Genomic DNA, 26,996 nt, shown 5'->3' with positions numbered 1-26,996 from the left:
CTCACACCTCCTTCGGGTTGGCCAGATAGCCGGTGGTATCACCACACGGACGGCTGTTGGCGTTAGGTTTTATTACAATGCTTGGCTTAGTGAAATGCGCGGCAGGTAGCGGCGCAACGGCAGCCAACTGACCGTGTTTTTTACGCAATTCTTCAATAGGGCCAAAATCGAGCGCGCGCAGCGGACAAGATTCGACGCAGATCGGTTTTTTGCCTTCGGCTACGCGTTCATGGCAACCATCACACTTAGTCATATGCCCTTTCGCCGCATTGTACTGCGGCGCACCGTACGGACAGGCCATATGGCAATAGCGGCAGCCGATACACACATCTTCATCCACTACCACAAAACCATCTTCACGCTTGTGCATCGCACCGCTTGGACAAACCTTGGTACAGGCCGGATCCTCACAATGGTTGCAGGCGATAGAGAGATAGTAGGCAAAAACGTTTTGCTGCCAGACGCCGTTATCTTCCTGCCAGTCGCCACCGGCGTATTCGTAAATGCGACGGAAGCTCACATCCGGCGTGAGATTTTTGTAGTCTTTACAAGCCAGTTCGCAGGTTTTGCAACCGGTGCAACGGGCGGAATCAATAAAAAATCCATATTGAGTTGTCATCGGTCACTCCTTACAGCTTTTCAACCTGGACAAGGTTGGTATGCGATGGGTTGCCTTTCGCCAGCGGCGACGGGCGTTGGGTGGTCAGCACGTTAATGCTGCCCGCCTGATCCACGCGACCTGCATCCGGGTTGTACCAGGCCCCCTCTCCCAACGCGACAACGCCAGGCATCATTCGCGGCGTCACTTTAGCTTCGATATGCACTTCACCACGGTCGTTGAAAATACGGATACGATCGCCATTGGCGATCCCGCGTTTCTTCGCATCAAGTGGGTTAATCCACATCTCCTGACGGCAAGCAGCCTTCAGTACATCAACGTTGCCGTAGGTTGAGTGGGTGCGAGCTTTGTAGTGGAAACCGGTAAGTTGTAGCGGATAATTTTTAGTCAAAGGATCGTTATAGTTTTCGAACCCTGGGCTATAGATCGGCAGCGGATCGATAACGTCTTCTTCTTTTAGCTCCCAGGTCGCGGCAATCTCCGCTAGCTGTGCAGAGTAAATTTCGATTTTCCCTGACGGAGTGGTTAACGGGTTAGCCGCAGGATCCTCGCGGAAAGCCCTGTAGGCTACATGATGCCCTTCAGGATCGCGCTGTTTGAACATTCCTTGTTTACGGAATTCATCAAACGGTAATAGCTCAGGAATCGCTTTACGGGATTGCTCATAGAGATGACGTAACCACTCTTCCTGAGTACGCCCTTCCGTAAACTGTTGCTCAACGCCCATACGTTTTGCCAGTTCCGTCGTCATGTCGTAGATGGTCTTGCACTCAAAGCGAGGTTTGATCGCCTGGTCGGCAAAAATCACGTAAGACATGTTGCCGCAAGAAGCATCGAGGGCAAAATCCATCTGCTCTGAGGCCGTACAATCAGGTAGCAAAATATCGGCATATTTCGCTGACGAGGTCATATGGCAATCAATCACCACAATCATCTCGCACTTCTTGTCATCCTGCAGAATTTCATGAGTACGGTTGATTTCTGAATGCTGATTTATCAGACAGTTACCAGCATAGTTCCAGACCATTTTGATGGGCACATCGAGCTTATCTTTGCCGCGCACGCCGTCGCGCAGCGCGGTCATTTCGGTCCCGCGTTCAATAGCATCGGTCCACATAAACATGGAAATGCTGGTTTCAACTGGGTTTTCCAGCGTCGGCATACGTTCAAACGGCAACGAGTAAGAGCCTTCACGCGCGCCGGTATTCCCACCATTGATCCCGACGTTACCGGTTAAAATCGCCAGCATAGAGATTGCACGGGAAACCAACTCGCCGTTGGCGTGACGCTGCGGTCCCCAGCCCTGGGAAATGTAGGCAGGCTTGGCACCAGCAATCTCACGCGCCAATTGCACAATACGCGCCTGCGGGATGCCGGTAATCGTCGATGCCCACTCAGGGGTTTTCGCAATACCATCTTTGCCCTGACCGAGAATATAGGCCTTATAGTGGCCATTGGCTGGCGCACCTTCCGGCAACGTTTTCTCGTCATAGCCTACGCAGTACTTATCCAGGAAAGCCTGATCAACGAGATTTTCGCTAATCATCACCCACGCCAGCGCGGAAACCAGTGCGGCATCAGTACCGGGTCGGATGGGGATCCACTCGTCTTCACGCCCAGCGCCGGTATCGGTGTAGCGAGGATCGATAATGATCAGCCTGGCATTAGATTTCTCTCGCGCCTGCTCCAGGTAGTAGGTCACCCCGCCGCCGCTCATTCGAGTTTCACCTGGGTTGTTGCCAAACAGCACCACCAGCTTACTGTTTTCGATATCCGAAGGGCTATTGCCATCAGCCCAGCCGCCGTAAGTGTAATTCAGACCTGCGGCGATTTGCGCGGTGGAGTAGTCGCCGTAATGGTTAAGATAACCGCCGCAGCAGTTCATCAGGCGGGCAATCAGGGTTTTCCCCGGTGGCCAGGAACGCGTCAAGGTACCACCCAGGGTTCCGGTACCGTAGTTCAGATAGATCGATTCGTTACCGTAGTCTTTAATCAAGCGCTGCATATTGCTGGCGATAGTATCGAACGCTTCCTCCCAACTGATGCGTTCAAACTTACCTTCACCGCGTTTGCCAACGCGCTTCATCGGATATTTCAGGCGATCGGGATTATAGACGCGCCGACGCATCGAGCGACCGCGCAGACAGGCACGAACCTGGTGCAGACCATCATAGTTATCATCGCCGAGATTATCGGTCTCAACATATTTGATTTCGCCATCAACCACATGCATACGCAGCGGACAGCGGCTACCGCAGTTAACCGTACAGGCGCTCCAGGTGACCGTTTCGCTAACAGGAATTTGGGTGTCCGCAGCATAGGCAATGCGAGCGAAGGGTAATGTAAATGCGCTGCTGGCCATCGCCAGCCCGCCAATCGCCGTGGTTTTCATTAAACCACGCCGGCTCACCTCGGCAGCCAGTAAAGCATCGGGGGTTTTGGTTTTCATAAATACTCGCTTTGGTTGCTCACAATTAACTGAAAACCGCTATATAGATTAATATATAACGAAATTAGCCTTTATTAGTTTTTTATACTGGTTAATCCAAAGGGAGTATCTTCGTATTCACTGAGGCGATTATTGCCCGGTATCAAGAAGGGGGTAAAAAAAAAAGCGCCTGAAGGCGCTTTTGAGAAGAGTGTCGAAAAATCAGCCGATAAATTCGAGGCCACGCATGTACGGACGTAGAATTTTCGGGATCTCGATGCGACCATCAGCCTGCTGATAGTTCTCCATCAGGGCAACCAGCGTACGTCCGACCGCGAGGCCAGAGCCGTTCAGCGTGTGCACCAGGCGAGTTTTCTTGTCAGACTTGCTGCGGCAGCGAGCCTGCATACGACGCGCCTGGAAATCCCCGACGTTGGAGCAGGAAGAAATTTCACGGTAGGTGTTCTGCGCCGGAACCCACACTTCCAGATCGTAGGTTTTGCATGCACTAAAGCCCATATCACCAGTGCACAAAGCCACTTTACGATACGGTAGATCCAGCAATTGCAGAACCTTTTCCGCATGCCCGGTCATTTCTTCCAGCGCCGCCATTGAATCTTCCGGACGCACGATCTGTACCATTTCAACTTTGTCGAACTGGTGCATACGGATCAGGCCGCGAGTGTCACGACCGTAGGAGCCCGCTTCAGAGCGGAAGCAAGGGGTATGCGCTGTCATTTTGATCGGCAGATCGTCTTCATCGATGATCTCATCGCGAACCAGGTTGGTCAGCGGGACTTCCGCCGTCGGGATCAGCGCGTAGTTGCTGCTATCGGCTTCTTCTTCCAGCGGGCGGGTGTGGAACAGATCGCCTGCGAATTTTGGCAGTTGGCCGGTGCCGTACAGCGTGTCCTGGTTAACCAGATACGGAACATAGTTTTCGCTGTAACCGTGCTGTTCAGTGTGCAAGTCCAGCATAAACTGCGCCAGCGCGCGATGCAGGCGAGCCAGTTGGCCTTTCATCACCACAAAACGGGAACCAGTCAGCTTCACGGCGGCGGCAAAATCCAGGCCCCCGTGCATTTCGCCCAGCGTCACGTGATCGCGAACGTCAAAATCAAACTCACGCGGCGTACCCCAGCGGCTAACTTCAACGTTATCGTTTTCATCGCGACCGGCCGGAACATCGTCGTGCGGGAGATTAGGGATAGTCAGCGCGATATCACGGATTTCCGCCAGTAGTGTATCCAGTTCGGCCTTCGCAGCATCGAGCTGTTCACCGAGCTTATTCACTTCCAGGCGTAATGGCTCGATATCTTCCCCACGCGCTTTCGCCTGGCCTATGGATTTCGATCGGGAGTTGCGCTCCGCCTGCAGGTTTTCAGTTTGAACCTGAAGAACTTTACGACGCTCTTCCAGAGCGCGAAGTTTATCTACATCCAGCTTATAGCCCCGGCGTGCCAGTTTTTCTGCGACTGCGTCTGGCTCGGTACGCAGCAGATTGGGATCGAGCATGCTTATCCTGTGCTTATCGAATTAATAAAGAAAAATGGCCGCAGATGCGACCACGGAAATATTGTGACAACCTTACCGCAACGCCCCAATTATCGGTAGCGTTTTATCGGGCTATTTTGATCCTGTTCGGTTAACCAGGCGAGCTTTTCGCCTATTTTGACTTCCAGCCCCCGGTTTGTCGGCTGATAATAGCGTGTTTGTGCCATTTCCTGCGGGAAATACTGCTCTCCCGCGGCATAAGCATTGGGTTCATCGTGCGCATAGCGATACTCTTGCCCGTAGCCCATTTCTTTCATCAGTTTGGTTGGTGCATTACGCAAATGCACCGGTACATCATAGTCAGGGCGCTCGCGAGCATCAGCCATCGCCGCTTTAAATGCCGTGTAAACTGCGTTGCTTTTTGGCGCGCAGGCAAGATAGACAATCGCCTGCGCAATCGCCCGCTCGCCTTCAGCCGGGCCGACGCGGGTGAAGCAGTCCCAGGCGGAAATGGCGACCTGCATCGCCCGCGGATCGGCATTGCCGACGTCTTCCGAAGCTATCGCCAGACAGCGCCGAGCCACATACAGCGGATCGCCACCGGCAGTAATAATTCGCGCATACCAGTACAGGGCCGCGTCCGGTGCACTCCCGCGAACCGATTTGTGTAGTGCGGAGATTAAATCGTAGAAACGGTCGCCTTTATTATCGAACCGCGCGCTGCGTTCTCCGGCAATTTCAGTCAACAACTCAACGTTCAGCACTCGATTACCGGAAGCATCGGTTTCGGCCATATCGGCCATCATTTCCAGAGTATTCAGCGCCCGGCGCGCATCACCGTTTACCAGATCGGCAATGGCCTTGCGCGTCTGGTCCGGCAGAACTATATTTTGCCCGCCGTAGCCTCGGGTTTTATCACTCATTGCCTGATCGAGAACCTGCTCAATGTCGTCACCGGTTAGTGATTTCAGCAGATAGACGCGCGCACGCGATAGCAGCGCAGAGTTGAGTTCAAAGGAAGGGTTTTCCGTTGTCGCACCGATAAAGGTGATGGTCCCGTCTTCAATATGCGGCAGAAAAGCATCCTGCTGGCTTTTATTGAAACGGTGAACTTCGTCGACAAACAGGATCGTGCGGCGGCCTGCGTTGCGGTTTTGACGCGCCCGCTCGATGGCCTCACGGATCTCTTTCACGCCGGAGGTCACTGCCGAGATGCGTTCTACGTCGGCGCTGGCATAGCGGGCAATGACCTCAGCCAGCGTAGTTTTTCCGGTACCCGGCGGTCCCCACAGGATCATGGAGTGCAGATGCCCGGCTTCAATTGCCCTCGGCAAAGGTTTACCGGGTGCCAACAGATGCTGCTGGCCGATGTACTGTGCTAAATTTTCTGGCCGCATACGAGCGGCCAGTGGTTGAAACGCGTTATCGGAAAAATCGAGCGACAGATTGCTCACGTTCGCCTCTACTTACGTTGATCGTCCACCGTAACCCCTTGCGGCGGCGTAAAGGTGAACTTAGATGCATCGACGGCACCATTTTGTTGCGATTTCAGCTGATAGCTGCTGCGTTGATCGTCCTGTTCCACGGCGCTGAACTGATGAATCGTGCCGTCACGACCCACGTTGATGGTGAACTGCTTCAGATTACCGCTACCGCTTTTCGGGGTCAGAATAAAATCATCACCGTTCTGTTTGATGTTGTAGTTTTGCCAGTCGCTGGCCTGATTGCGGGCAATCAGCATAAACGGCGTATTGCTGGTCGCATCTTTCAGCCAGGTGGCAGTAGCCTGCTCAACAAACGGGTTGTAAAACCACAGGGTTTTACCATCGGAAACCAGTACGCTTTCGTCCGGCTGAGTCATATGCCAGTTGAACAGATTGGGGCGCTTGACCCACAGGTCACCTTGTCCGTCCTGTACGGCATTACCGCTGCCATCGGTCACTTTCTGCGTAAAGCTGGAGTGGAAACTGCTCACTTTATCAAGGCGGCTTTTTAAATCGCTGGCGGCATCCGCCCATACCTGGCTTACGACAAAACCGGACAATAATGCACAGGTGATTGCGAGTTTTTTCATTGTTGTTCCTTAATGTGCGTCACTCCCGACGCGGGAGCCTCTTCTGCTCCTAATGTAGGACCACCAACGGCGGCGTAACAGCAGAACAGGCTGATTTTCACTTATTTACCCAACTTTGCCATTACTCGAAAGGCGGCGGAGCCAGCACTTCACGGTTACCATTATGACCTTGTTCGCTAACAATACCCTGAGCTTCCATCTGTTCGATGATACGCGCTGCACGGTTATAGCCGATGCGGAACTGACGCTGCACCCCGGAAATAGAGGCTTTGCGTTTTTCCGTTACAAAGTTGACGGCCTGATCGAATAGCGGATCAAGCTCTTCGCCACCTTCGTAGCCACCGCCACTGCCTTCACTTTCGCTATCAGAGGTGATGCCATCAACATACTGTGGACGTCCACGAGCTTTCCAGTCCTGAACCACAGCATGCACTTCCTCGTCGCGAACAAAGGCGCCATGAACACGCACTGGGATCGTCGAGTTTGGCGCCGAATAGAGCATATCGCCCATACCCAGCAGTGATTCCGCTCCGCCCTGGTCAAGGATTGTGCGCGAGTCAATTTTACTCGACACGGTAAAGGCAATACGCGTCGGGATGTTCGCTTTGATAAGGCCGGTAATAACGTCAACCGAAGGACGCTGGGTCGCCAGTACCAGATGAATCCCTGCGGCACGCGCCTTCTGCGCCAGACGAGCAATCAGCTCCTCCACTTTCTTGCCGACGGTCATCATCAGGTCAGCAAATTCATCGACCAGAACCACAATATAAGGCTCTTTTTTCAGCACCGGATGGGTGGCATCCATACTATCGCCGGGTTTCCAGTACGGATCAGGAATTGGCCGTCCCATGCGCGCAGCTTCAGCAATCTTCTCGTTGTAGCCCGACAGGTTACGCACACCCAGAGCAGACATGAGCTTATAACGACGCTCCATCTCATTAACGCTCCAGCGCAGTGCGTTGGCTGCGTCTTTCATATCCGTAACGACTTCCGTCAACAGATGCGGGATCCCTTCATAAACCGACAGCTCTAGCATTTTCGGGTCGATCATGATGAATTTCACATCTTCCGGCTGCGCTTTATAGAGCATGCTGAGGATCATAGCGTTGACCCCAACCGATTTACCGGAACCGGTGGTACCGGCGACTAGCAGGTGCGGCATTTTAGCCAAATCAGCGGTAACCGGATCGCCTGCGATATCTTTACCCAGAACAACAGTCAGCGGTGAAGGATTGTCGCGGAATTTCGCACAATCCAACACTTCACGCAGGTAAACGGTCTGACGCTTTTTGTTCGGCAGTTCCAGACCCACATAAGGCTTGCCTGGAATAACTTCCACGACGCGCACAGCAGCGGTCGACAGCGAACGCGCCAAATCTCGCGACAAGTTGGAAATTCGCGCTGCTTTCACCCCAGGAGCCAGATTCAGCTCAAAGCGGGTGATAACCGGGCCTGGCGAGTAGTTCACCACATCAGCTTTGATACGGAAATCAGCCAGACGCGCTTCGACCAGCCGCGCCATTTGCTCCAGCGCGAAAGTATCGACTGGCTCAACTTCAGACGGCGGCGGCGTCAGCAGATCTAAAGACGGCAGTAGCGTAGTCGGTTTTTGTAGCGGACGGCTATCGCCATTACGCATCAACAGCGGATGAATCAGACTTTCCTGCGGCTGTGGTACTGGCTGTTGCGCCACATGACTCTGAGGCGCAGGCTGCTGCGGATAACTACCTGGAGCCGGTGTCATCTGAGGAGCCATTTGCGGATGCTGTACCGGCTGCTGTTGAACCGGCTGATAAACCTGCTGCACAGGCTGCGGCTGCATTTGTTGCTGGGGCATCTGCGGATGTGCCGCATGATGTCCGGGCTGCTGATACTGATGGGCAGGCTGTTGCACTTCCGGCATCGGTGTGAACATCGGCTCGCTCGGCGTATCATCAACTAACGCTTTCATCGGCGAAAATTCATAATCTGCCGGAGAGAACGGATGAGAACCCGGTGGTTGTTCGCTCGCATAGCGCTGCTGCTGAGTCGCAGCAAACTGACGAGCGAGTTCGGCCTCAGCGACAGAATCTTCATCATCGTCTACTTCATCTGCAACGTCAGCACCGTAGGTTTCGCTATAACGCTGGTTTTGAGAGGCGGCAAACTGACGCGCCAGTTCACCCTGCTCAAGTTCAGCAACTTCTTCATCGGTTAATGGCTCATCATCGTAGTGTTGGTGCTCAGCCTGACGAGCACGTTCCTCAGCCATTCGCTGCGATGGCAGTTTAATGCCATAGGAGGCGAGCTCACGACGCGTTGGCACACGAACACGATTTGGGCGCGGCAATTTCGGACCGATACCCTCTTTTACCTGCACGCGAGGACCACCAGATACGGGGCTAAATAACGGCGCAGCGCTGGACGCCGCAGATGCGGCGGAAGCCACCACAGCGCTAGCGGCACCTGCGCCAGTTGCCTGGTGGACGCCTGCAGCCAGCGTGCTGACTACTGCGGCATCAACCGGCGATGGCGTTGGCGGCGCGATCGGTTTTGTCGCCACCGGGTTAACAGGCTCTGGAATGGGCTGATACCACGCTGCAAGCTGTTCACGTTCACGCGCGCGCTTCTCTTCAACCTCTTCAAAGTAATACATAGGCGGACGCTGCGGCTTCACTTCCTCTTGCGGGGCCTCAGGCTCCACGACAGGAGTGGGAGCGTACGGCTCAGGCTGATAAGCTGGCTGCTGCATCGGAGCCTGTTCCGGCTGATATGCCTGCTGCGGCTGGTAAGCGGGCTCAGGCTGATAAGCTGGCTGCTGCATCGGGGCCTGTTCCGGCTGATACACGTGCTGCGGCTGGTAAGCGGGCTCAGGCTGATAACCTGGCTGCTGCATTGGGACCTGTTCCGGCTGATATGCCTGCTGCGGCTGGTAAGCGGGCTCAGGCTGATAAGCTGGCTGCTGCATCGGGGCCTGTTCCGGCTGATACACGTGCTGCGGCTGGTAAGCGGGCTCAGGCTGATAACCTGGCTGCTGTATTGGGGCCTGTTCCGGCTGATACGCGTGCTGTGGCTGGTAAGCAGGTTCGGATTGATACGTTGGCTGGGCCTCATGTCCTGCCACCGGCTCAGCCCACGCTTGGGGCGCACTGGTTGCCAATGCAGCGGTTGCAACCGGGTCGGCAACACTGTGGCCATTCAGCAGTGGATCGTATGGGTCAAAATCACCCGGCCGTGCCGCACTAGCGCCAGAAAATAGAACATCATCAGCATCCGCCGGACGCGCAGCGCTGGATCCAGAGAAAAGTACGTCTTCAGCTGCCACGGGTGCGCCGCTAGCGCTGTACTGAACGTCTTCTTCGGCATCATCCATACGCCTGCCGGAGAACAACGCCGCATCGGTCTTGCGCCCCATCGGGTTGGAAAACTTCTCAGCCAGGCGCTGACGGCGTGCTAAAGCGCTACGTAAAATTCGTGCACGACGCGACTCTTGCGGTTTCGCAGAATCATCGTCTTCATATTCATCTTCATCATCTTCATATTCCCCTTCATCGACCCAGGTATCGTCGCGACGGGTACGGTTGCTGGCGAAAGTTAATACCGAAAGGATCGCGCCGCCTAGCTTTTCAGCGATGCTTACCCAGGACCAGCCGGTAAACAACGTCAGACCAGCCGCCCAGATACATAGCAGCGCGATCGTCCCACCGCTGCTGTGGAGCAATGGCTTTAGCGTGGTGCTAAGAAGGCTACCAATCACGCCACCAGAGGCGAAATACCAGATATCATCAGCATTAATAGCCGCCAACCCACATGAGGTGAGGATCAGCGCTAATGCGCCAATCAAGCGTAATGATACAGCGAAATAGTCAATATATTCGTCGTTTTCCTGATGACGCCATGCAAACCAGCAGCCACCGATGATGATAATCGGAATGGTGTATGCCATTACGCCAAAAATGAAAAATAGCGTATCGGCAAGCCAGGCGCCTGGTATCCCACCTATGTTATGGATAGGCTCGTGCCATGCAGTTTGTGACCAGCTCGGATCCGAGGGATTAAAGCTGAGTAAGGCCGCCATCAACCAGATGGCAAAAAGGGAGCAAAGAATGAGTAACGCCTCAAGGAGTCGACGCCCACTACTAAGCTTTGTAAATTTGACTTCTTTGTCTTCAGTGTATTCCTGGCTCAAGAAAGGCTCTCCAGGTATCAGGCTGTTTCCTGCCTGCAGCTAAAACGGACAACAGTGCCGGGTCTCCCCGGCACTGTTGCTGTATGGATTAACAGGAGTGTAATCAAACTACGTCGATTTTGCACCTGTTCCGTGTTAGCGCGTCTTGATTACCAGACGATTACTTTGCTTGACTTCTTCCATTACCACGTAGGTACGGGTGTCATTTACGCCCGGTAGGCGCAGCAAGGTCTCGCCCAGTAACTTACGATACGCTGACATATCCGGCACGCGGGTTTTCAACAGATAGTCGAAATCTCCGGATACCAGATGACACTCTTGAATTTCTTCAAGTTTTTGCACAGCGGAGTTAAATTGCTCAAACACATCCGGCGCGCCACGATTCAGAGTAATCTCAACAAATACCAGAAGTGATGCATCCAGATAATGCGGGTTGAGCAGCGCTGTATAGCCCTGAATAAAACCCTGTCTTTCCAGTCGACGCACACGCTCAAGGCAAGGCGTCGGAGAAAGTCCCACCCGTTTAGAAAGCTCGACGTTGGAAATACGCCCGTCTTTTTGCAATTCATTCAAAATATTACGATCGATGCGGTCGAGATCTTTGCCTGGGCGCTTCTTGCTATCTACCATTATTATTGTCTCTCTGTATTCCTTCCCTACTCCTGTTCTGACCCTGGCCTTCACTGCCAGAGTCCATCCTGTTATTACCCGTACGGCATTGGGTAACCCAGGGGTACGTGAGAAGTCCGTTGCCTGAAGGCAGCCACCGACATCACGCATGGCGTCTGTCCACACCATGCGTAGATTTCGCTGACCCGGATAAAAATGGCATTTGCGTGCATGAAAATTCGCCACACGCGAAACACTGCTTTTCTTCTTCCATGAATGTTTTCGCAAAAGCACAGGGGATTGTCAAAGCAAAACATCGATTTTTAGTACAAGATGCCAGATATTCATTATCCTCCCCCGTTGATTCTCATGTTTTCCTCTTATAATTGTCCCGCTGACAGTAGAATTAGTTATATTCTTCGTTCGTTAAATCGCCAATTCATCGGCAGCTTCTATTGCACATATCGTTAACAAAACCGCTGCGCTCTTTTTTTACGACAACAAATTCCCTACAATCCAGCACATGTATGCCAATAAATTATGGGGTTCTCATGGGCACGGCCAAACACAGTAAACTGCTTATTCTTGGTTCTGGACCTGCGGGATATACCGCTGCGGTCTACGCAGCGCGCGCAAATCTTCAGCCGGTACTGATTACCGGGATGGAAAAAGGCGGTCAGCTGACCACCACGACAGAAGTGGAAAACTGGCCAGGCGATCCAAGCGATCTGACCGGACCGCTGCTGATGGAGCGCATGCACGAACACGCCACCAAGTTTGAGACCGAAATTATTTTCGATCATATCAACAGCGTCGATCTGCAAAACCGTCCATTCCGCCTGGTGGGTGACAGCGGCGAATATACCTGCGATGCGCTGATTATCGCTACCGGTGCGTCTGCGCGCTATCTGGGACTGCCATCCGAAGAAGCCTTTAAAGGCCGCGGCGTTTCCGCCTGTGCCACCTGCGACGGCTTCTTCTATCGCAACCAGAAAGTTGCCGTTATCGGCGGCGGCAATACCGCAGTAGAAGAAGCGCTGTATCTGTCTAACATCGCTTCCGAAGTCCACCTGATCCACCGCCGTGACGGTTTCCGTGCGGAAAAAATCCTTATCAAGCGCCTGATGGATAAAGTGGAAAGTGGCAATATCGTGCTGCATACCAATCGCACGCTGGAAGAGGTCACCGGTGACCAGATGGGCGTAAGCGGCTTACGTCTGCGCGATACACAACATGCTGACAACGTTGAATCTCTGGAAGTTGCAGGGTTGTTTGTGGCTATCGGCCACAGTCCGAATACGGCAATTTTTGCCGGTCAACTGGAGCTGGAAAATGGCTACATTAAAGTCCAGTCCGGTATCCACGGCAACGCAACCCAGACCAGCATTCCGGGCGTTTTCGCCGCAGGCGACGTAATGGACCATATCTACCGTCAGGCCATTACTTCTGCGGGAACAGGTTGTATGGCGGCGCTGGACGCAGAGCGTTATCTCGATGGTTTAGCCGACGCCTGCAAATAATCTTTACAAGTCAGTAACAAAGGTAAAGAAGGCGACGAAAAGTCGCCTTTATTTTTGCCTCGTTGTAACATTGCCGTGCCCAAAAATACTCATAACTACACCTGCTAAGCGCGCAATGAATAAAACCCGTCAACAAGAATTAACCCGTTGGTTAAAAGATCAAAGCATTATCTCCCGTCGCTGGTTGATGATTTCCCGTGCACTCGGTGTCATTAGCGGTCTGCTGATCGTTGCCCAGGCCTGGTTCCTCGCGCGGATACTCCATCGTATGATCATGGAAAATATCCCCGCTACAGCGTTGTTGCTGCCCTTTACGTTGCTAGCGCTGACCATCGTGCTTCGCGCCTGGGTGGTGTGGCTGCGCGAACGAGTCGGCTTTCAAACGGGGCAACACATCCGCGTTGAGATCCGCCGCCTGGTTCTGGATCGTCTGCAGCAAGCAGGCCCGGCATGGATTCAGGGCAAACCCGCGGGAAGTTGGGCCACGCTGATTCTTGAACAAATTGACGATATGCATGACTACTACGCGCGTTATTTGCCACAGATGACGCTTGCAGCCTGCGTGCCGTTATTAATTGTCATCACCATTTTCCCGATTAACTGGGCTGCAGCGCTCATTCTGCTGGGTACCGCGCCGCTTATTCCGCTGTTTATGGCGCTGGTGGGAATGGGGGCGGCTGATGCCAATCGGCGTAACTTCCTTGCTCTGGCGCGATTAAGCGGCCATTTCCTCGACCGCTTGCGAGGGATGGAAACGCTGCGAATTTTTCATCGCGGCGAAGCAGAAACGGACAACATTCGTGAGGCCTCCCAGGATTTCCGCCAAAGGACGATGGAAGTGCTGCGTCTGGCCTTTCTCTCTTCCGGCGTACTGGAGTTTTTCACCTCGCTCTCTATCGCTCTCGTCGCTGTCTACTTTGGTTTCTCCTACCTTGGAGAGCTCAATTTTGGCCATTACGGTGTCGGCGTGACCTTAATGTCCGGCTTTCTGGCGTTAATTTTGGCCCCAGAGTTTTTCCAGCCGCTACGCGATTTAGGCACTTTCTATCACGCGAAAGCACAAGCCATTGGTGCTGCGGATAGCCTGAAAACCTTTATGGAAGCGCCGCTGGCGCAGGCCGAGCGTGGTGAAAAAGTATTGAGCGACAATGAAATGGTGAGCCTTGAAGCGCGCGACCTGGTGATTAAATCGCCTGAAGGTAAAGTGCTGGCCGGGCCGCTGAACTTTTCATTGCGCGCAGGTGAGCGCGTGGTCCTGGTTGGTCAAAGCGGCTCCGGCAAAAGTTCTCTTCTCAATACCTTGACTGGTTTTCTTCCCTATGAGGGGTCTCTCAAAGTCAATGGCGTTGAGCTACACACCCTGGACGCCGACCGCTGGCGGCGCCTTCTGAGCTGGGTTGGACAAAACCCACAGTTACCTGCGGCAACGCTGCGCGAAAACGTTCTGTTGGCATGGCCCGAAGCCACAGAGGCCCAGCTTCAACTGGCGCTGGATAAGGCCTGGGTCAGCGAATTTGTCTCTCTCCTGCCCCAGGGTATTAATACTTCTGTCGGCGATCAGGCCGGTCGTTTGTCTGTTGGGCAGGCCCAGCGTGTCGCCGTTGCGCGCGCGCTGCTGGTACCTTGCCGTATGCTGCTGCTGGATGAACCCGCCGCCAGCCTTGATGCGCATAGCGAACAGCGAGTGATGCAGGCGCTCACCAATGCTTCAACCCAGCAAACCACGTTGATGGTGACCCACCAACTGGAAGGCCTGGCAAATTGGGACGCCATCTGGGTTATGCAGGATGGCCAAATTGTCGAGCAGGGCCGTTATTCACAGTTGGCAACTGCAGGTGGCCCTTTTGCTACCCTGCTCGCACACCGTCAGGAGGAGATTTAAATGCGCGCATTATTGCCTTACCTGGCGCTCTACAAACGGCACAAATGGCTGCTGATGCTAGGCGTCGTACTGGCGATCGTTACGCTGCTGGCCAGCATTGGTTTGCTGACGCTCTCGGGCTGGTTCCTGTCGGCATCCGCCGTTGTCGGCGTGGCAGGCATCTACAGTTTTAACTATATGCTGCCTGCCGCTGGTGTACGCGGCGCGGCTATTATTCGTACAGCAGGACGCTACTTCGAGCGTCTGGTCAGCCACGACGCCACCTTCCGTGTTCTCCAGCATCTGCGCGTATTTACCTTCAGTAAGCTTCTGCCGCTCTCCCCCGCCGGACTGGCTCGTTTTCGTCAAGGTGAACTGCTCAACCGGGTCGTTGCCGACGTCGATACTCTGGACCATCTTTATTTGCGTGTGATATCGCCGCTGGTGGGTGCCCTGGTGGTGATCCTGGTGGTAACTGCGGGTCTGAGTGTACTGGATGTGCCGCTGGCCCTGACCCTCGGCGGCATTATGCTTCTTACCCTACTGGTACTGCCACCGCTGTTCTATCGCGCCGGTAAACCCGCAGGTGAAAGTATGACCCAGCTTCGTGGCCAGTATCGACAGCAGCTCACTGCATGGCTTCAGGGCCAGGCTGAACTTATGCTGTTCAATGCCAGCGATCGCTACCGGGAGCAGATGGAGAAAACCGAAGTCCGCTGGCAGGATGCACAGCGTCGTCAGGCAGAACTTACCGCACTCTCCCAGGCATTAATGCTGCTGATTGGCGGTATTGCGATCATCGCTATGCTATGGCTCGCCTCGGCGGGCGTCGGCGGTAATACTCAGCCTGGCGCACTAATTGCCTTATTTGTCTTCTGTGCGCTGGCGGCATTCGAAGCGTTAGCGCCAGTAACCGGTGCATTTCAGCATATGGGGCAGGTTATCGCCTCGGCAAAACGCATCACGCAAATTACTGAGCAAGAGCCGGAAGTGACCTTTACGCAAGGTGAAGGTCAGAAGCTGGAGCAGGTCGCGTTAACCTTAAATCAGGTCACCTTCAGCTATCCACAGCAACCCACCCCTGCGCTGGATAATATTTCACTGCAGGTCAAGGCCGGGGAACATATCGCCATTCTGGGCCGCACCGGCTGCGGTAAATCGACTCTATTACAACTACTGACCCGCGCCTGGGATCCGGCTCAGGGTGAAATTTTCCTCAACCATCAGCCGCTGACTCAGCTTGATGAGACAACGTTGCGCCAGGCAATGAGCGTCGTGCCGCAGCGCGTACATCTGTTTAGCGCCACGCTGCGTGACAACCTGCTGCTGGCATCGCCGCAGTCCAGCGATGCACAGCTTGCAGAAACGCTGGAGCGTGTTGGCCTGGGGAAATTACTGGAAGACAGCGGCCTCAATAGCTGGCTGGGTGAAGGCGGGCGTCAGCTTTCCGGCGGCGAATTGCGCAGGCTGGCTATCGCCAGGGCTCTGTTACATGATGCGCCGCTCATGCTGCTTGACGAACCAACTGAAGGCCTCGACGCGACGACAGAAAGCCAAATTCTTGATTTACTGGCAGAAGTGATGCGTGACAAAACCGTGTTGATGGTTACCCATCGACTGCGCGGATTGGCGCGTTTTAATCAGATAATAGTCATGGACAACGGCAAAATTATTGAGCAAGGTAGTCACGCAGAACTGCTGGCTGAACAGGGGCGTTACTACCAGTTTAAGCAGCGCCTGTAGGCTACTATTGAATCATCGCCTGATGTGTTGAGGTAAAAATGCGGCTGGTTCAGCTCTCTCATCATTCCATCGCCTTCCCTTCGCCGGAAGGCGCACTGCGCGAACCTAATGGCTTATTAGCGCTAGGCGGCGATCTCAGCCCGGCGCGTTTGCTTATGGCCTATCAGCGCGGTATTTTTCCCTGGTTTTCGCCCGGCGATCCCATTTTATGGTGGTCGCCAGACCCTCGTGCAGTACTGTGGCCGGAGAAATTTCACCTCAGCCGCAGCATGAAGCGCTTTCACCAGCGCTCGCCGTATCGTGTCACTCTGAATCACGCTTTTGGGCAGGTGATTGAAGGCTGCGCCGACCATCGCGATGAGGGGACATGGATAACGCCCGCTATCGTTCAGGCCTATCACCAGCTTCATGAACTAGGCCATGCCCACTCTATTGAAGTATGGCAAGGAGATGAGCTGGTCGGCGGTATGTATGGCGTAGCGCAGGGCGCACTCTTTTGCGGTGAGTCGATGTTTAGCCGTGCGGAAAATGCCTCTAAAACTGCGCTGCTGGTATTTAGCCAGGCGTTTATGCAGGATGGCGGAAAATTAATTGATTGCCAGGTGCTCAATAATCATACGGCATCGTTGGGCGCGGTAGAAATTCCCCGCCGCGATTATCTGGATTATCTCTCTGTACTGCGAACTTATCGTCTTCCAGAGCGATTTTGGGTGCCTCGGATGCTATTTGCGGGCGAAGCATAAATGTTTTCAGCACATTTTTTGTTGGGATGGTATAATTGCGCGGTAGAGTAGCTTCTGCCTGTTGCCCCGCCGCCGTTTGGGAATAATAAGAGTCAGATAACGCCCATCGTTCTGTCACTCCCCTTTACGTTTGCGCCTGTCATGCGGTTTATCCGCGTGAATTCCGGGCAATACGCCAAAACTACTTCGGCGATTTGACGTAAAACTTTACTTACTTGCTGAACTTCGGCATTATCTTGCCGGTTCAAAACTACGGTAGTGATACCCCAGAGGACTAGATGGCCAAAGAAGACAATATTGAAATGCAGGGCACCGTACTTGACACGTTGCCTAACACAATGTTCCGCGTAGAACTGGAAAACGGTCACGTGGTAACTGCGCATATTTCCGGTAAAATGCGTAAAAACTACATCCGCATTCTGACGGGCGACAAAGTGACTGTTGAGCTGACCCCGTACGACCTGAGCAAAGGCCGCATTGTCTTCCGTAGTCGCTGATCGTTTTCGCCCCTAAGGCGCCAGATGCTGAAGGCCGGGATATTTCCCGGCCTTTTCATTTTTGCTATTCCCTCTTCTTCCCGGTTTTGACTGTCGTATCCTTGCGCCCATAGAATGAGTGCGGATTATGGCCGTATTGACTTAGCGAGAAAGGATGCACAAATGAGCGCTCTGCAAATTATCTACCCCAACGATATGCTTCATCCATCACAACCTGACGAAACGTTTTTAGCCGAATACACTCATGCCTGCCAAAGCAATATTCACTGTCTGTTACTCTCCTCTGAGGCTGCAGCGCTGGGAGAATACCGCTTCTCATCACACTTTCTGGCCGATACTCCGGTTTTGTGGCGGGGATGGATGCTGCGTCAGGATGAACACGAAGGATTATCACGTGCGGTAGAAAAGAAAGGCTCCCACTTGTTAACCTCAAGCCTGGAGTATCTTCGCTGCCACCATTTACCGGGATGGTATGAGAGCTGTCGGGACGTGACGCCGGAAACCATTGTGACTCACGCCGATGCTGACTTTGACGCGCTGACCTGTGAATGGCAATGGCCCGCTTATTTTGTGAAGGACTACGTTAAGTCGCTAACCACATCTCGTGGTTCAATCGCCCGAAACGCGCAAGAAATTCGCGAAATCATCGGATTGCTAAAGCAGTATCGGGGTGAAATCGAGGGAGGTATCTGTCTGCGACGTGTGGAGCGATTTGATACTACCAGCGAGAAACGTTTTTTTGTCCTCAATGGGCAAGTCCATTCGCCAAATGACGATATTCCAACGGAGGTCATTGAGATCGCCGCTCGTATTAGCAGCCCTTTTTATTCAATCGATGTTATCCACGATGAGTCCGGGGCTCTAAGACTTGTCGAGATTGGCGATGGGCAAGTATCGGATATTAAAGATTGGCCCGTTGAGCGTTTTGTGAAAATGCTCGGTGGCTATGTAGCAGGATAAAAAGTATATGACCGTGCGCGCCAGAGCGGTAGTGGACGACGATAGCAAAAAACCGGCCTTGAGGCCGGTTTCCCGTGTTTAACACAAGAGCATGTTAATGCGCTGCTTCCGGTTTGTGCTTTTGCGCACTCTGGAACTCGTAGGTCAACGCATTTTTCTCTTTATCCAGCTCAACGGTCACCTGACCGCCGTCAACCAGTGAGCCAAACAGCAGCTCGTTGGCCAGTGGTTTCTTCAGGTTGTCCTGAATCACCCGCGCCATTGGACGTGCGCCCATGGCCCGGTCGTAGCCTTTCTCTGCCAGCCAATCGCGAGCTTCCTGGCTGACTTCCAAAGACACGCCTTTCTGATCCAGCTGAACCTGCAGCTCGACGATAAACTTATCCACCACCTGATGGATAACCGTCGTAGACAGGTGATCGAACCAGATAATGTTGTCGAGACGGTTGCGGAACTCCGGCGTAAAGATCTTCTTGATCTCATCCATCGCATCCGGGCTGTTGTCCTGATGGATAAGACCAATGGATTTACGCTCGGTTTCACGCACCCCGGCGTTGGTGGTCATCACCAGCACCACGTTGCGGAAATCCGCTTTGCGGCCGTTATTATCGGTCAGCGTACCGTTGTCCATCACCTGCAGTAGCAGGTTAAAGACGTCCGGGTGCGCTTTTTCAATTTCATCCAGAAGCAGCACCGCATGCGGATGCTTGATAACCGCATCGGTCAGCAGTCCGCCCTGGTCGAAACCGACATATCCCGGAGGGGCACCGATTAAGCGGCTGACGGTATGACGTTCCATATATTCGGACATGTCAAAACGCAGCAGTTCAATGCCCAGCGACTTCGCCAACTGCACGGTCACCTCGGTTTTCCCAACCCCGGTCGGCCCGGCGAACAGGAAAGAACCCACGGGTTTGTGCTCATGGCCCAGCCCGGCACGCGCCATCTTAATAGCTTCAGTTAACGCCTCAATCGCCTTATCCTGACCAAAGACCAGCATTTTCAGACGATCGCTGAGGTTTTTCAGCGTATCGCGATCGCTGCGGGAAACGCTCTTCTCAGGAATACGCGCAATGCGCGCGACCACGGATTCAATATCCGCCACGTTGACCGTTTTTTTACGTTTGCTGACCGGCATTAAGCGCGCACGCGCACCGGCTTCGTCAATCACGTCAATCGCCTTATCCGGTAGATGACGATCGTTAATATATTTCACCGCCAGCTCGACCGCCGCACGCACCGCTTTCGCGGTATAACGCACGTCGTGGTGCGCTTCGTACTTCGGCTTCAGGCCGTTGATAATCTGCACCGTCTCTTCCACGGAAGGTTCGGTAATATCAATTTTCTGGAAACGACGCGCCAGCGCGCGATCTTTTTCAAAGATATTGCTGAACTCCTGATAGGTCGTCGACCCCATAACCCGAATTTTACCGCTGGAGAGCAACGGTTTAATCAGGTTAGCGGCATCGACCTGCCCACCAGAAGCGGCGCCCGCACCGATGATGGTGTGGATTTCATCAATGAACAGAATGCTGCTGGTATCTTGTTCCAGCTGTTTGAGCAGCGCTTTGAAACGTTTTTCAAAATCGCCGCGGTATTTGGTGCCCGCCAGCAGTGAGCCGATATCCAGCGAGTAGATAGTGCAATCGGCCATCACTTCCGGTACGTCGCCCTGCACGATGCGCCAGGCAAGCCCTTCAGCAATGGCAGTTTTACCGACGCCGGATTCCCCCACCAGCAGCGGGTTGTTTTTACGACGACGGCACAGTACCTGAATAGCGCGTTCCAGCTCTTTCTCGCGGCCGATCAGCGGGTCGATACCGCCAACGCGGGCAAGCTGATTGAGGTTGGTGGTGAAGTTTTCCATACGATCCTCCCCGCCTGCTTGCTCTTCGCTGCTGGGCTGGCTTCCGCTGTTATCGGAAGACTGGCTCGGCTCGTCTTTACGCGTACCGTGAGAGATGAAGTTCACCACATCAAGTCGGCTGACTTCATGTTTACGCAGCAGGTATGCCGCCTGGGACTCCTGTTCACTGAAAATCGCAACCAGCACATTGGCGCCAGTGACTTCGCTACGACCAGAAGACTGAACATGGAAAACGGCACGCTGCAACACGCGCTGGAAGCTTAGCGTCGGCTGAGTATCGCGCTCTTCTTCCGTTGCAGGCAGAACGGGTGTGGTCTGTTCGATGAAGGCTTCGAGTTCCTGACGCAGCGCGACCAGGTCCACGGAACACGCTTCAAGCGCTTCGCGGGCCGAAGGGTTGCTAAGCAGCGCCAGCAACAAGTGCTCGACGGTCATGAACTCATGACGGTGCTCGCGCGCTCTGGCGAAAGCCATGTTTAAACTGAGTTCCAGTTCTTGATTGAGCATAGGCACCTCCCCCAATTTTCGTTGCCTGAATTCAGGCTTTTTCTAGCGTACACAACAACGGATGCTCGTTCTCCCTCGCGTATTCGCTCACCATTGCAACTTTGGTTTCCGCGACTTCTGCGGTAAACACGCCGCAAATCGCTTTACCTTGATAGTGAACTGTAAGCATCAGTTGCGTTGCACGTTCAACATCATAAGAAAAGAATTTTTGTAACACGTCAATAACAAACTCCATTGGAGTGTAGTCATCATTGACCAATATCACTTTATACATAGATGGCGGTTTAAGCGCATCTTTAACTTCGTCCTCTACTAGCTGATCGAAGTCTAACCAGTCTCTCTTACTCATCGTCAGTGTTCATCATCGGTTGCTGTTGCCAACAGGCGGCCGCCTGTCGATGACCAGAGGCTATGCACATCACAAATCTACAATAGATCATAGATAACTATCATCTATTACTTCCATCCGCGATGTCTGTCACATTCCCCGGCAATAGCGTTAACTGCTTCAAATTTTGACGCATTTTTCACCGTCCCCCATCGTCAATTGCTTGACGCATTTCCTGATTTCTCTAAATTGTAGTGGCGAGAGTTGGCGAGCAAATGAACAACTCGTCACTCCACTACCGGTTCATTCCATCTTACTTATAAGATTTACGAAGGATGTCGAAGTATGGAAATGGGTACTGTTAAGTGGTTCAACAATGCCAAAGGGTTCGGTTTTATTTGCCCTGAGGGCGGCGGCGAAGACATTTTCGCCCATTACTCCACCATCCAGATGGATGGTTACAGAACGCTAAAAGCCGGACAAGCCGTTCGGTTTGATGTTCACCAGGGGCCAAAAGGTAATCACGCCAGCGTGATTGTCCCTGTAGAAGTAGAAGAAACGGAAACGGCCGCATAACTCTTTTGCTTCATTGTGTACATCCCGCCAGTAAAATGCCAGTCCTTCTGACTGGCATTTTTTTATCCCTACTCGCGGGCCAGCGCATCAACAGGATCCAATCGCGCGGCGTTGCGCGCCGGTAGCCAGCCAAATAAAATCCCGGTCAGCGTTGAACATAAAAACGCGGTTAATAACGCCAGCGGTGAGAAACCAATCTCCCAGCCAGGTAAAAACAGTTGCAGCACAAAGGCTATCAGCAATGATAGCGTCACGCCCAGCGCTCCGCCGACCAGGCAAACCAGCACCGCCTCAATCAAAAATTGTTGCAGCACATCGCTGGCTCGCGCCCCGACCGCCATACGGATGCCAATTTCTCTCGTGCGTTCAGTCACCGAGACCAGCATGATGTTCATCACGCCGATCCCGCCGACCACCAGCGCAATCACCGCCACCAGCGTCAGAAACAGCTGTAATGTATGTGTGGTCCGTTCTGCGGTTTTCAAGATGTTGTCCATATTCCAGGTGAAGACATCTTTTTTGCCGTGGCGGAGTTCCAGTAAACGCAATAACTGCTGCTCGGCAATCGAACTGTCATAACCATCCCGCAAGCGCACGGTGATTGAGTTTAGCCACGACTGCCCCATGACCCGGCCAGCCATTGTGGTATAGGGCAACCAAACGCGCAAAATTTTACTGCTGCCAAACATCGACTGCTTTTCTGCTGCAACGCCAATCACCGTCGCGGGCATATTTCCCACCAGAATGACTTCACCAACCACCTGAGCTTTATGCGGGAACAGCTGTCGACGCGCATTACTATCAAGCACCACCACCTGCGCGCGGCTATTTAGCTGCAGCTCATTGAAGGTGTTACCTTCGCTAAAGGTCATGCCGTAGACGTTAAAATATTGCGCTCCCACGCCCTCTGCGCTGGCAGCGACGTCAATATTGTTTGCCCGCAGGCGTAGGCTTTTTGATACCGCTGGCGTCGCCGAACTGACCCACGGCTGTTTCTGAATCGCCAGCAAGTCATCGTACTTCAGCGCTTGCTGATAGCGGGGATCGTCATCACCGAAATCCTTGCCGGGATAAACATCGATGGTATTCGTACCAATAGCGCGAATATCCGCCAGCACCATCTGCTTGGCCGCATCGCCCACCACCACAATCGACACAACTGACGCAATGCCGATGATGATCCCGAGCATCGTCAGCAGGGTGCGCATTTTATTCGCCGCCATCGCCCGCCAGGCCATTACCAGCGCCTCGCGAAAGCCGCTGCTGAACTGACGCCATGCCGAAGGCTCAGCCGTCGTGCGCTGGCGCAAAGCGCCGCCTTGCGTTGTGCTCACGGCGGGTGGATTGCGCACGATTTCGCCATCGTGGATTTCGATAACCCGCTCCGCCTGCGCCGCCACCTGCGGGTCATGGGTGACGATAATCACCGTATGTCCCTGCGCTTTCAGCTGGTGAAGGATCCCCATGACTTCTTCACCTGAACGACTGTCCAGGGCGCCGGTGGGTTCATCCGCCAGGATCACTTCGCCGCCGTTCATTAAGGCACGAGCAATACTCACTCGCTGCTGCTGGCCACCGGAAAGCTGCGAAGGCTGATATTCGGCCCTGTCACCAAGCCCCAGCCGCACCAGTAGTTCATGCGCCCGGGCAAGGCGCGCTTTACGCTCCGCTCCGGCATAGACTGCCGGGACCTCCACGTTCTGTGCCGCAGTCAGATGTGATAACAGATGATAACGCTGGAAGATAAAACCAAAATGTTCCCGGCGCAGACGCGCCAGCTCATCGCCGTTAAGACGGGCGACATCCGTCCCCGCCACCTGATAAGTGCCGCTGGTGGGCTTATCCAGACAGCCCAGAATATTCATCAACGTGGATTTACCAGACCCGGATGCCCCGACGATCGCCACCATCTCTCCGGCGGCAATGCTCAACGTGATGCCTTTTAGCACATCGACGCTGCCTCCCCCGGATGGATAGCTGCGGCGGATATCACGCAGCTCCAGCAGCGCCGTCATTTCGCCGCTCCAGGCGCGCCTTCGCCGATAATCACTTCATCGCCCTCTTCCAGCCCTTTAACCACCGCCACATCGGTGTCATTACGCGCACCAATGACGATTTCACGCTCTTTGGCTTCGCCGTTTCGCAGCAGACGCACGTGGTAGCGGTTATCGCCGATGGCATCACCTAGCGCACTCAGTGGAATCGTGATCACGTTTTTCACTTCAGAGAGCTGGATATGCACCTGAGCGGTCATCTCCAGGCGCAGAATACCCTGCGGGTTTGGCACTTCGAAACGGGCGTAATAGAAAATGGCGTCATTGACCTTTTCCGGGGTCGGAAGAATATCCTTCAGCGTTCCCTCATAGCGAGTTAGCGGGTCGCCCAGTACGGTAAACCAGGCCTTTTGCCCTGGCTTAAGATGAATCACATCCGCTTCGGAAACCTGCGCTTTCACCAGCATGGTGCTGAGGTCTGCGAGGGTCAAAATATTCGGTGCCTGCTGGGCGGCGATGACCGTCTGCCCTTGTAGAGTGGTGATTTGCGTCACTTCCCCGGACATGGGCGCCAGAATTTTGGTGTAGTCGAGGTTAGTTTTCGCCGTATCCAGCGTTGCCTGATTGCGCTGAATTTGCGCTTCAATCGTGCCGATTTGCGCCTCTTTTACCGCTAAATCAGTCGCCGCAGTATCCAGGTCCTGGCGTGAAACCAGCTGTCGTTGCGCCAGCTGCTGCTGGCGTCCCAGAGTGACTTCAGAGAGCTTACGTTCAGCTCGCGCCTGATTCAGTTGCGCCCGCAGCTCCATCAGCGTCGCCTCAACTTCTTTAATCTGGTTTTGCGCCTGCTCCGGGTCGATAACCCCCAGCAGTTGATCTTTTTTCACCTTGTCGCCAATCTCGACGCGCAGCGTTTGTAGCTGCCCGCTCACCTGCGCACCAACGTCCACTTTTTGTAACGCATCCAGCTTACCCGTCGCCAGTACGCTCTGCTGCAGGTCGCCTTTACGCACCACCAGCGTTTGATACTGCGGCAACGGCGCATTCAGTATTCGCCATCCCCAGACGGCGAGGGCCAGCACGACTATCGCCAGCAGCCACCAGACTTTCCTGCGCTTTCCATTTAATTTCATAAAAATTCCCGATGTTTCAACCCGCAGATCCAGACGACGATTCTATCGAAACCTGCAAACAACATAACTCTCATTTTTAGCTGTGCTTAATTTTTGTTTAACTGGAGTTGAAGCAAAAACAAAAAGAAGGGAGTGCCGGATGGGTGCCCGGCACCGATAAACAGGTTAATCTGCCCGCCCGCGAGCCAGCCACAGCACGCGGGAGAACATTTTTTTCAGCAACGCAGGGATGGCATCGACGCCGCGACGCCCGGCCTCCATCGCCACTTCAATCGCCAGATCTGGTTTTGACGAACGATGAATGGCTTTGGTTATCACCCGCCTCATGTTCATTGGTATATTCATCGGCAACTGCGCCACCCGGTGATAAACGCTATCAAACCCCTGGCGATACATAAAATGCTCCATATCCATCGCCGGTAACGTCGTCAAATGATCGCGCTCAAGAGTTCTGTCGTCGTTCAGCAGCCCGCGAACCGTCGCGGCATATTTCTTCCCTGCTTCATCACCATCTACCAACACATGCCACTCAATTCCCATTCGCCGGGCGAATTTGATTAGCGGTTTTAACCCCGACTGGGCAAACTCAATGACCTTGACGCCTTCCGCATCAAAGTGATGACCACACTGGCGGGCCAACTCGTTGATAACCCAGGTTTCCGTCTCCCCTTCCACCAACAGCCAGCAGCGGGCAAACAACGACGAGGAACGATTAAAACGGATATGAAACGCGATGCGACGACTGTCTTCGGCATTCATTCCGCCAGGGCCAAGCCGCCAGGCGGATACCCGGGAGGACTCGCGTACCAGTCGGCAAACGTGCTCGACGGGCGTTAACGACAGCAGTTCTCCGGAATTGGTGGTGGTCACTCGCTGCAACGGCAGCAAATTCAGCAGATGCCAGGCGACGGACAGCATGATGGGATGCAAACGGGTTTCCGGGTCCTCAACCAACAGCAACGGTCGCGCGTCGCGATCGAGTCTTACCGTGCCTTTTGCCTGCAGCAAGGTGGAAAACAAGCCCAGTAAAATCACCCGATGGCTACGACCACCGGGTTTGTCGATCATCCGGTTGATAATATCCAGATAGCGCCAGCTACGCTGTTCATCATGTGAATATCGACGCATCAAGCGGTTACGCGATTGCGCGCTACTTTGCTCGGCGAAATAGTGCTCCAGCAGTTGCACCATCGCCGACAGCCCCTGACGTATCTGACCATCGGTTAAATTTTGTGGATGATGAACCAGTTCACGGGAGAGAAAATCAAGCTGCCGGGCGGTAATCTCAATCTGCGGCGAATGCGGTACGGTGTCGTTATGGATCCGCCGCATAAAACGCGCGTCACGCAGGCGCAGCACCGGCATCAGCCGTACCAGATGGCGGGCCAGCTCATCGATATCGTCCAGATCCAGCGCTTCCCCTTCGCCGTTAATAAAACTACGCAGGGTCATGACGCTATCGTCATCGGCAAGCTCTCCTTCCAGGCGATAGAAAACCCGCTGATAGCCATCATCGCAGGGTACCCAGCAGTCGCTTAAGGGTCGATAGCGCCGAACACGATGGCGGCCAGGTTCATTTTCACGGAAAGTCAGAATGATATGCAGGTGGCGCTCGCGCCCCTGAACATCTCCGGGCGGAAACCAAAAATCCTCGCGGACAAAATGGTAGAGATCAAACTCCGGCGACAAGAGCAGCGTCAGAGCATCCAGCAAGCTCGATTTACCCCATGCGTTTTCGCCAATCAGTACGTTGTTTTGCTCAAGCATCAACGATAAACGATTGATACCGCGAAAACCGACAATTTCGACGCGCTCAAGATGCATATATCCTCCGCTCGGTGGTCACTTTCTCCTTCAGTTATCAGCAGTATAGCG

General features: G+C 53.8%; 19 protein-coding genes. 7 read left to right on the top strand and 12 right to left on the bottom strand.

Translation table 11 applies throughout. The features are described 5' to 3' along the window. Position 1: 1 nt before the first annotated feature. From QVF11_RS19735 to lrp, 7 genes are all read right to left on the bottom strand, one after another. Entirely contained in the window at positions 2 to 619 is a 618-nt protein-coding gene (locus tag QVF11_RS19735; RefSeq protein ID WP_110275192.1) for a DMSO/selenate family reductase complex B subunit, read from the bottom strand. Positions 620 to 629: 10 nt separating this feature from the next. Next, complete coding sequence (dmsA, locus tag QVF11_RS19730) at positions 630 to 3,068, bottom strand: dimethylsulfoxide reductase subunit A (protein WP_142512449.1); 2,439 nt, start codon at positions 3,066 to 3,068, stop codon at positions 630 to 632. A gap of 201 nt (positions 3,069 to 3,269) precedes the next feature. After that, entirely contained in the window at positions 3,270 to 4,562 is a 1,293-nt protein-coding gene (serS, locus tag QVF11_RS19725; RefSeq protein WP_287858816.1) for a serine--tRNA ligase, read from the bottom strand. A gap of 89 nt (positions 4,563 to 4,651) precedes the next feature. Further along, positions 4,652 to 5,995: a replication-associated recombination protein RarA gene (rarA, locus tag QVF11_RS19720; RefSeq protein WP_287858814.1), complete on the bottom strand. Its 1,344-nt coding sequence runs from the start codon at positions 5,993 to 5,995 to the stop codon at positions 4,652 to 4,654. 8 nt (positions 5,996 to 6,003) lie between these two features. Continuing rightward, positions 6,004 to 6,615 carry an outer membrane lipoprotein periplasmic chaperone LolA gene (lolA, locus tag QVF11_RS19715; RefSeq protein ID WP_112214654.1) on the bottom strand — a complete coding sequence of 204 codons (612 nt, stop codon included), beginning with the start codon at positions 6,613 to 6,615 and terminating at the stop codon, positions 6,004 to 6,006. A 121-nt stretch (positions 6,616 to 6,736) separates the two neighbouring features. Beyond that, complete coding sequence (gene ftsK / locus QVF11_RS19710; protein WP_287858811.1) at positions 6,737 to 10,783, bottom strand: DNA translocase FtsK; 4,047 nt, start codon at positions 10,781 to 10,783, stop codon at positions 6,737 to 6,739. A gap of 135 nt (positions 10,784 to 10,918) precedes the next feature. Beyond that, a complete protein-coding gene (gene lrp, locus QVF11_RS19705; RefSeq protein WP_002439523.1) occupies positions 10,919 to 11,413 on the bottom strand; it encodes a leucine-responsive transcriptional regulator Lrp in 495 nt (164 codons plus the stop codon). Between the two features lie 530 nt (positions 11,414 to 11,943). On the opposite strand from lrp, the gene trxB reads away from it, so the two are divergent. The 6 genes from trxB to QVF11_RS19675 all read left to right on the top strand — a co-directional run bounded on the left by trxB (position 11,944) and on the right by QVF11_RS19675 (position 18,716). Beyond that, positions 11,944 to 12,912 (top strand): thioredoxin-disulfide reductase, encoded by a 969-nt coding sequence (gene trxB, locus QVF11_RS19700; RefSeq protein WP_112214656.1) that lies wholly within the window; start codon positions 11,944 to 11,946, stop codon positions 12,910 to 12,912. Positions 12,913 to 13,027: 115 nt separating this feature from the next. Next, entirely contained in the window at positions 13,028 to 14,794 is a 1,767-nt protein-coding gene (gene cydD / locus QVF11_RS19695; protein WP_287858809.1) for a heme ABC transporter permease/ATP-binding protein CydD, read from the top strand. After that, on the top strand, positions 14,795 to 16,516 hold the full coding sequence (gene cydC / locus QVF11_RS19690) for a heme ABC transporter ATP-binding protein/permease CydC (protein ID WP_287858807.1): 1,722 nt from the start codon (positions 14,795 to 14,797) through the stop codon (positions 16,514 to 16,516). A 38-nt stretch (positions 16,517 to 16,554) separates the two neighbouring features. Further along, entirely contained in the window at positions 16,555 to 17,259 is a 705-nt protein-coding gene (gene aat, locus QVF11_RS19685) for a leucyl/phenylalanyl-tRNA--protein transferase (protein WP_112214659.1), read from the top strand. A gap of 278 nt (positions 17,260 to 17,537) precedes the next feature. Beyond that, positions 17,538 to 17,756 (top strand): translation initiation factor IF-1, encoded by a 219-nt coding sequence (gene infA, locus QVF11_RS19680; protein WP_002211347.1) that lies wholly within the window; start codon positions 17,538 to 17,540, stop codon positions 17,754 to 17,756. 162 nt (positions 17,757 to 17,918) lie between these two features. Next, a complete protein-coding gene (locus QVF11_RS19675) occupies positions 17,919 to 18,716 on the top strand; it encodes an ATP-grasp domain-containing protein (RefSeq protein ID WP_287858803.1) in 798 nt (265 codons plus the stop codon). Between the two features lie 94 nt (positions 18,717 to 18,810). On the opposite strand, the gene clpA is transcribed toward QVF11_RS19675, so the two are convergent. Beyond that, entirely contained in the window at positions 18,811 to 21,090 is a 2,280-nt protein-coding gene (clpA, locus tag QVF11_RS19670; protein ID WP_112214661.1) for an ATP-dependent Clp protease ATP-binding subunit ClpA, read from the bottom strand. A gap of 31 nt (positions 21,091 to 21,121) precedes the next feature. Further along, positions 21,122 to 21,439 (bottom strand): ATP-dependent Clp protease adapter ClpS, encoded by a 318-nt coding sequence (gene clpS, locus QVF11_RS19665; RefSeq protein WP_112214662.1) that lies wholly within the window; start codon positions 21,437 to 21,439, stop codon positions 21,122 to 21,124. Between the two features lie 324 nt (positions 21,440 to 21,763). Here clpS and cspD point away from each other — a divergent pair, with 324 nt between their 5' ends. After that, entirely contained in the window at positions 21,764 to 21,994 is a 231-nt protein-coding gene (gene cspD / locus QVF11_RS19660; protein ID WP_110275216.1) for a cold shock-like protein CspD, read from the top strand. A gap of 68 nt (positions 21,995 to 22,062) precedes the next feature. Here cspD and macB read toward each other — a convergent pair whose 3' ends face one another. The 3 genes from macB to QVF11_RS19645 form a co-directional block, all read right to left on the bottom strand. Next, positions 22,063 to 24,009, bottom strand: coding sequence for a macrolide ABC transporter ATP-binding protein/permease MacB (macB, locus tag QVF11_RS19655; RefSeq protein ID WP_112214663.1), 1,947 nt, complete (start codon positions 24,007 to 24,009; stop codon positions 22,063 to 22,065). After that, the gene (macA, locus tag QVF11_RS19650) at positions 24,006 to 25,121 is read right to left on the bottom strand and encodes a macrolide transporter subunit MacA (RefSeq protein WP_112214664.1); all 1,116 of its coding nucleotides are present in this window, start codon (positions 25,119 to 25,121) and stop codon (positions 24,006 to 24,008) included. Before macA ends, macB begins: the two co-directional genes overlap by 4 nt. Before the next feature lie 165 nt (positions 25,122 to 25,286). Next, entirely contained in the window at positions 25,287 to 26,945 is a 1,659-nt protein-coding gene (locus QVF11_RS19645; protein ID WP_112214665.1) for an ATP-dependent endonuclease, read from the bottom strand. Between the last annotated feature and the right edge of the window lie 51 nt (positions 26,946 to 26,996).

The sequence above is a fragment of the Klebsiella sp. genome (assembly GCF_027492335.1).
Lineage (GTDB): Bacteria > Pseudomonadota > Gammaproteobacteria > Enterobacterales > Enterobacteriaceae > Klebsiella > Klebsiella huaxiensis.
This window is presented reverse-complemented; position numbering and strand designations above follow the sequence as displayed.

What these genes read in the sequence shown, in the direction of transcription:
- QVF11_RS19735 (WP_110275192.1), bottom strand. Translation starts at nt 619, where the DNA reads ATGACAACTCAATATGGATTTTTTATTGATTCCGCCCGTTGCACCGGT.
- dmsA (WP_142512449.1), bottom strand. Translation starts at nt 3,068, where the DNA reads ATGAAAACCAAAACCCCCGATGCTTTACTGGCTGCCGAGGTGAGCCGG.
- serS (WP_287858816.1), bottom strand. Translation starts at nt 4,562, where the DNA reads ATGCTCGATCCCAATCTGCTGCGTACCGAGCCAGACGCAGTCGCAGAA.
- lolA (WP_112214654.1), bottom strand. Translation starts at nt 6,615, where the DNA reads ATGAAAAAACTCGCAATCACCTGTGCATTATTGTCCGGTTTTGTCGTA.
- lrp (WP_002439523.1), bottom strand. Translation starts at nt 11,413, where the DNA reads ATGGTAGATAGCAAGAAGCGCCCAGGCAAAGATCTCGACCGCATCGAT.
- trxB (WP_112214656.1), top strand. Translation starts at nt 11,944, where the DNA reads ATGGGCACGGCCAAACACAGTAAACTGCTTATTCTTGGTTCTGGACCT.
- cydD (WP_287858809.1), top strand. Translation starts at nt 13,028, where the DNA reads ATGAATAAAACCCGTCAACAAGAATTAACCCGTTGGTTAAAAGATCAA.
- cydC (WP_287858807.1), top strand. Translation starts at nt 14,795, where the DNA reads ATGCGCGCATTATTGCCTTACCTGGCGCTCTACAAACGGCACAAATGG.
- aat (WP_112214659.1), top strand. Translation starts at nt 16,555, where the DNA reads ATGCGGCTGGTTCAGCTCTCTCATCATTCCATCGCCTTCCCTTCGCCG.
- infA (WP_002211347.1), top strand. Translation starts at nt 17,538, where the DNA reads ATGGCCAAAGAAGACAATATTGAAATGCAGGGCACCGTACTTGACACG.
- QVF11_RS19675 (WP_287858803.1), top strand. Translation starts at nt 17,919, where the DNA reads ATGAGCGCTCTGCAAATTATCTACCCCAACGATATGCTTCATCCATCA.
- clpA (WP_112214661.1), bottom strand. Translation starts at nt 21,090, where the DNA reads ATGCTCAATCAAGAACTGGAACTCAGTTTAAACATGGCTTTCGCCAGA.
- clpS (WP_112214662.1), bottom strand. Translation starts at nt 21,439, where the DNA reads ATGAGTAAGAGAGACTGGTTAGACTTCGATCAGCTAGTAGAGGACGAA.
- cspD (WP_110275216.1), top strand. Translation starts at nt 21,764, where the DNA reads ATGGAAATGGGTACTGTTAAGTGGTTCAACAATGCCAAAGGGTTCGGT.
- macB (WP_112214663.1), bottom strand. Translation starts at nt 24,009, where the DNA reads ATGACGGCGCTGCTGGAGCTGCGTGATATCCGCCGCAGCTATCCATCC.
- macA (WP_112214664.1), bottom strand. Translation starts at nt 25,121, where the DNA reads ATGAAATTAAATGGAAAGCGCAGGAAAGTCTGGTGGCTGCTGGCGATA.
- QVF11_RS19645 (WP_112214665.1), bottom strand. Translation starts at nt 26,945, where the DNA reads ATGCATCTTGAGCGCGTCGAAATTGTCGGTTTTCGCGGTATCAATCGT.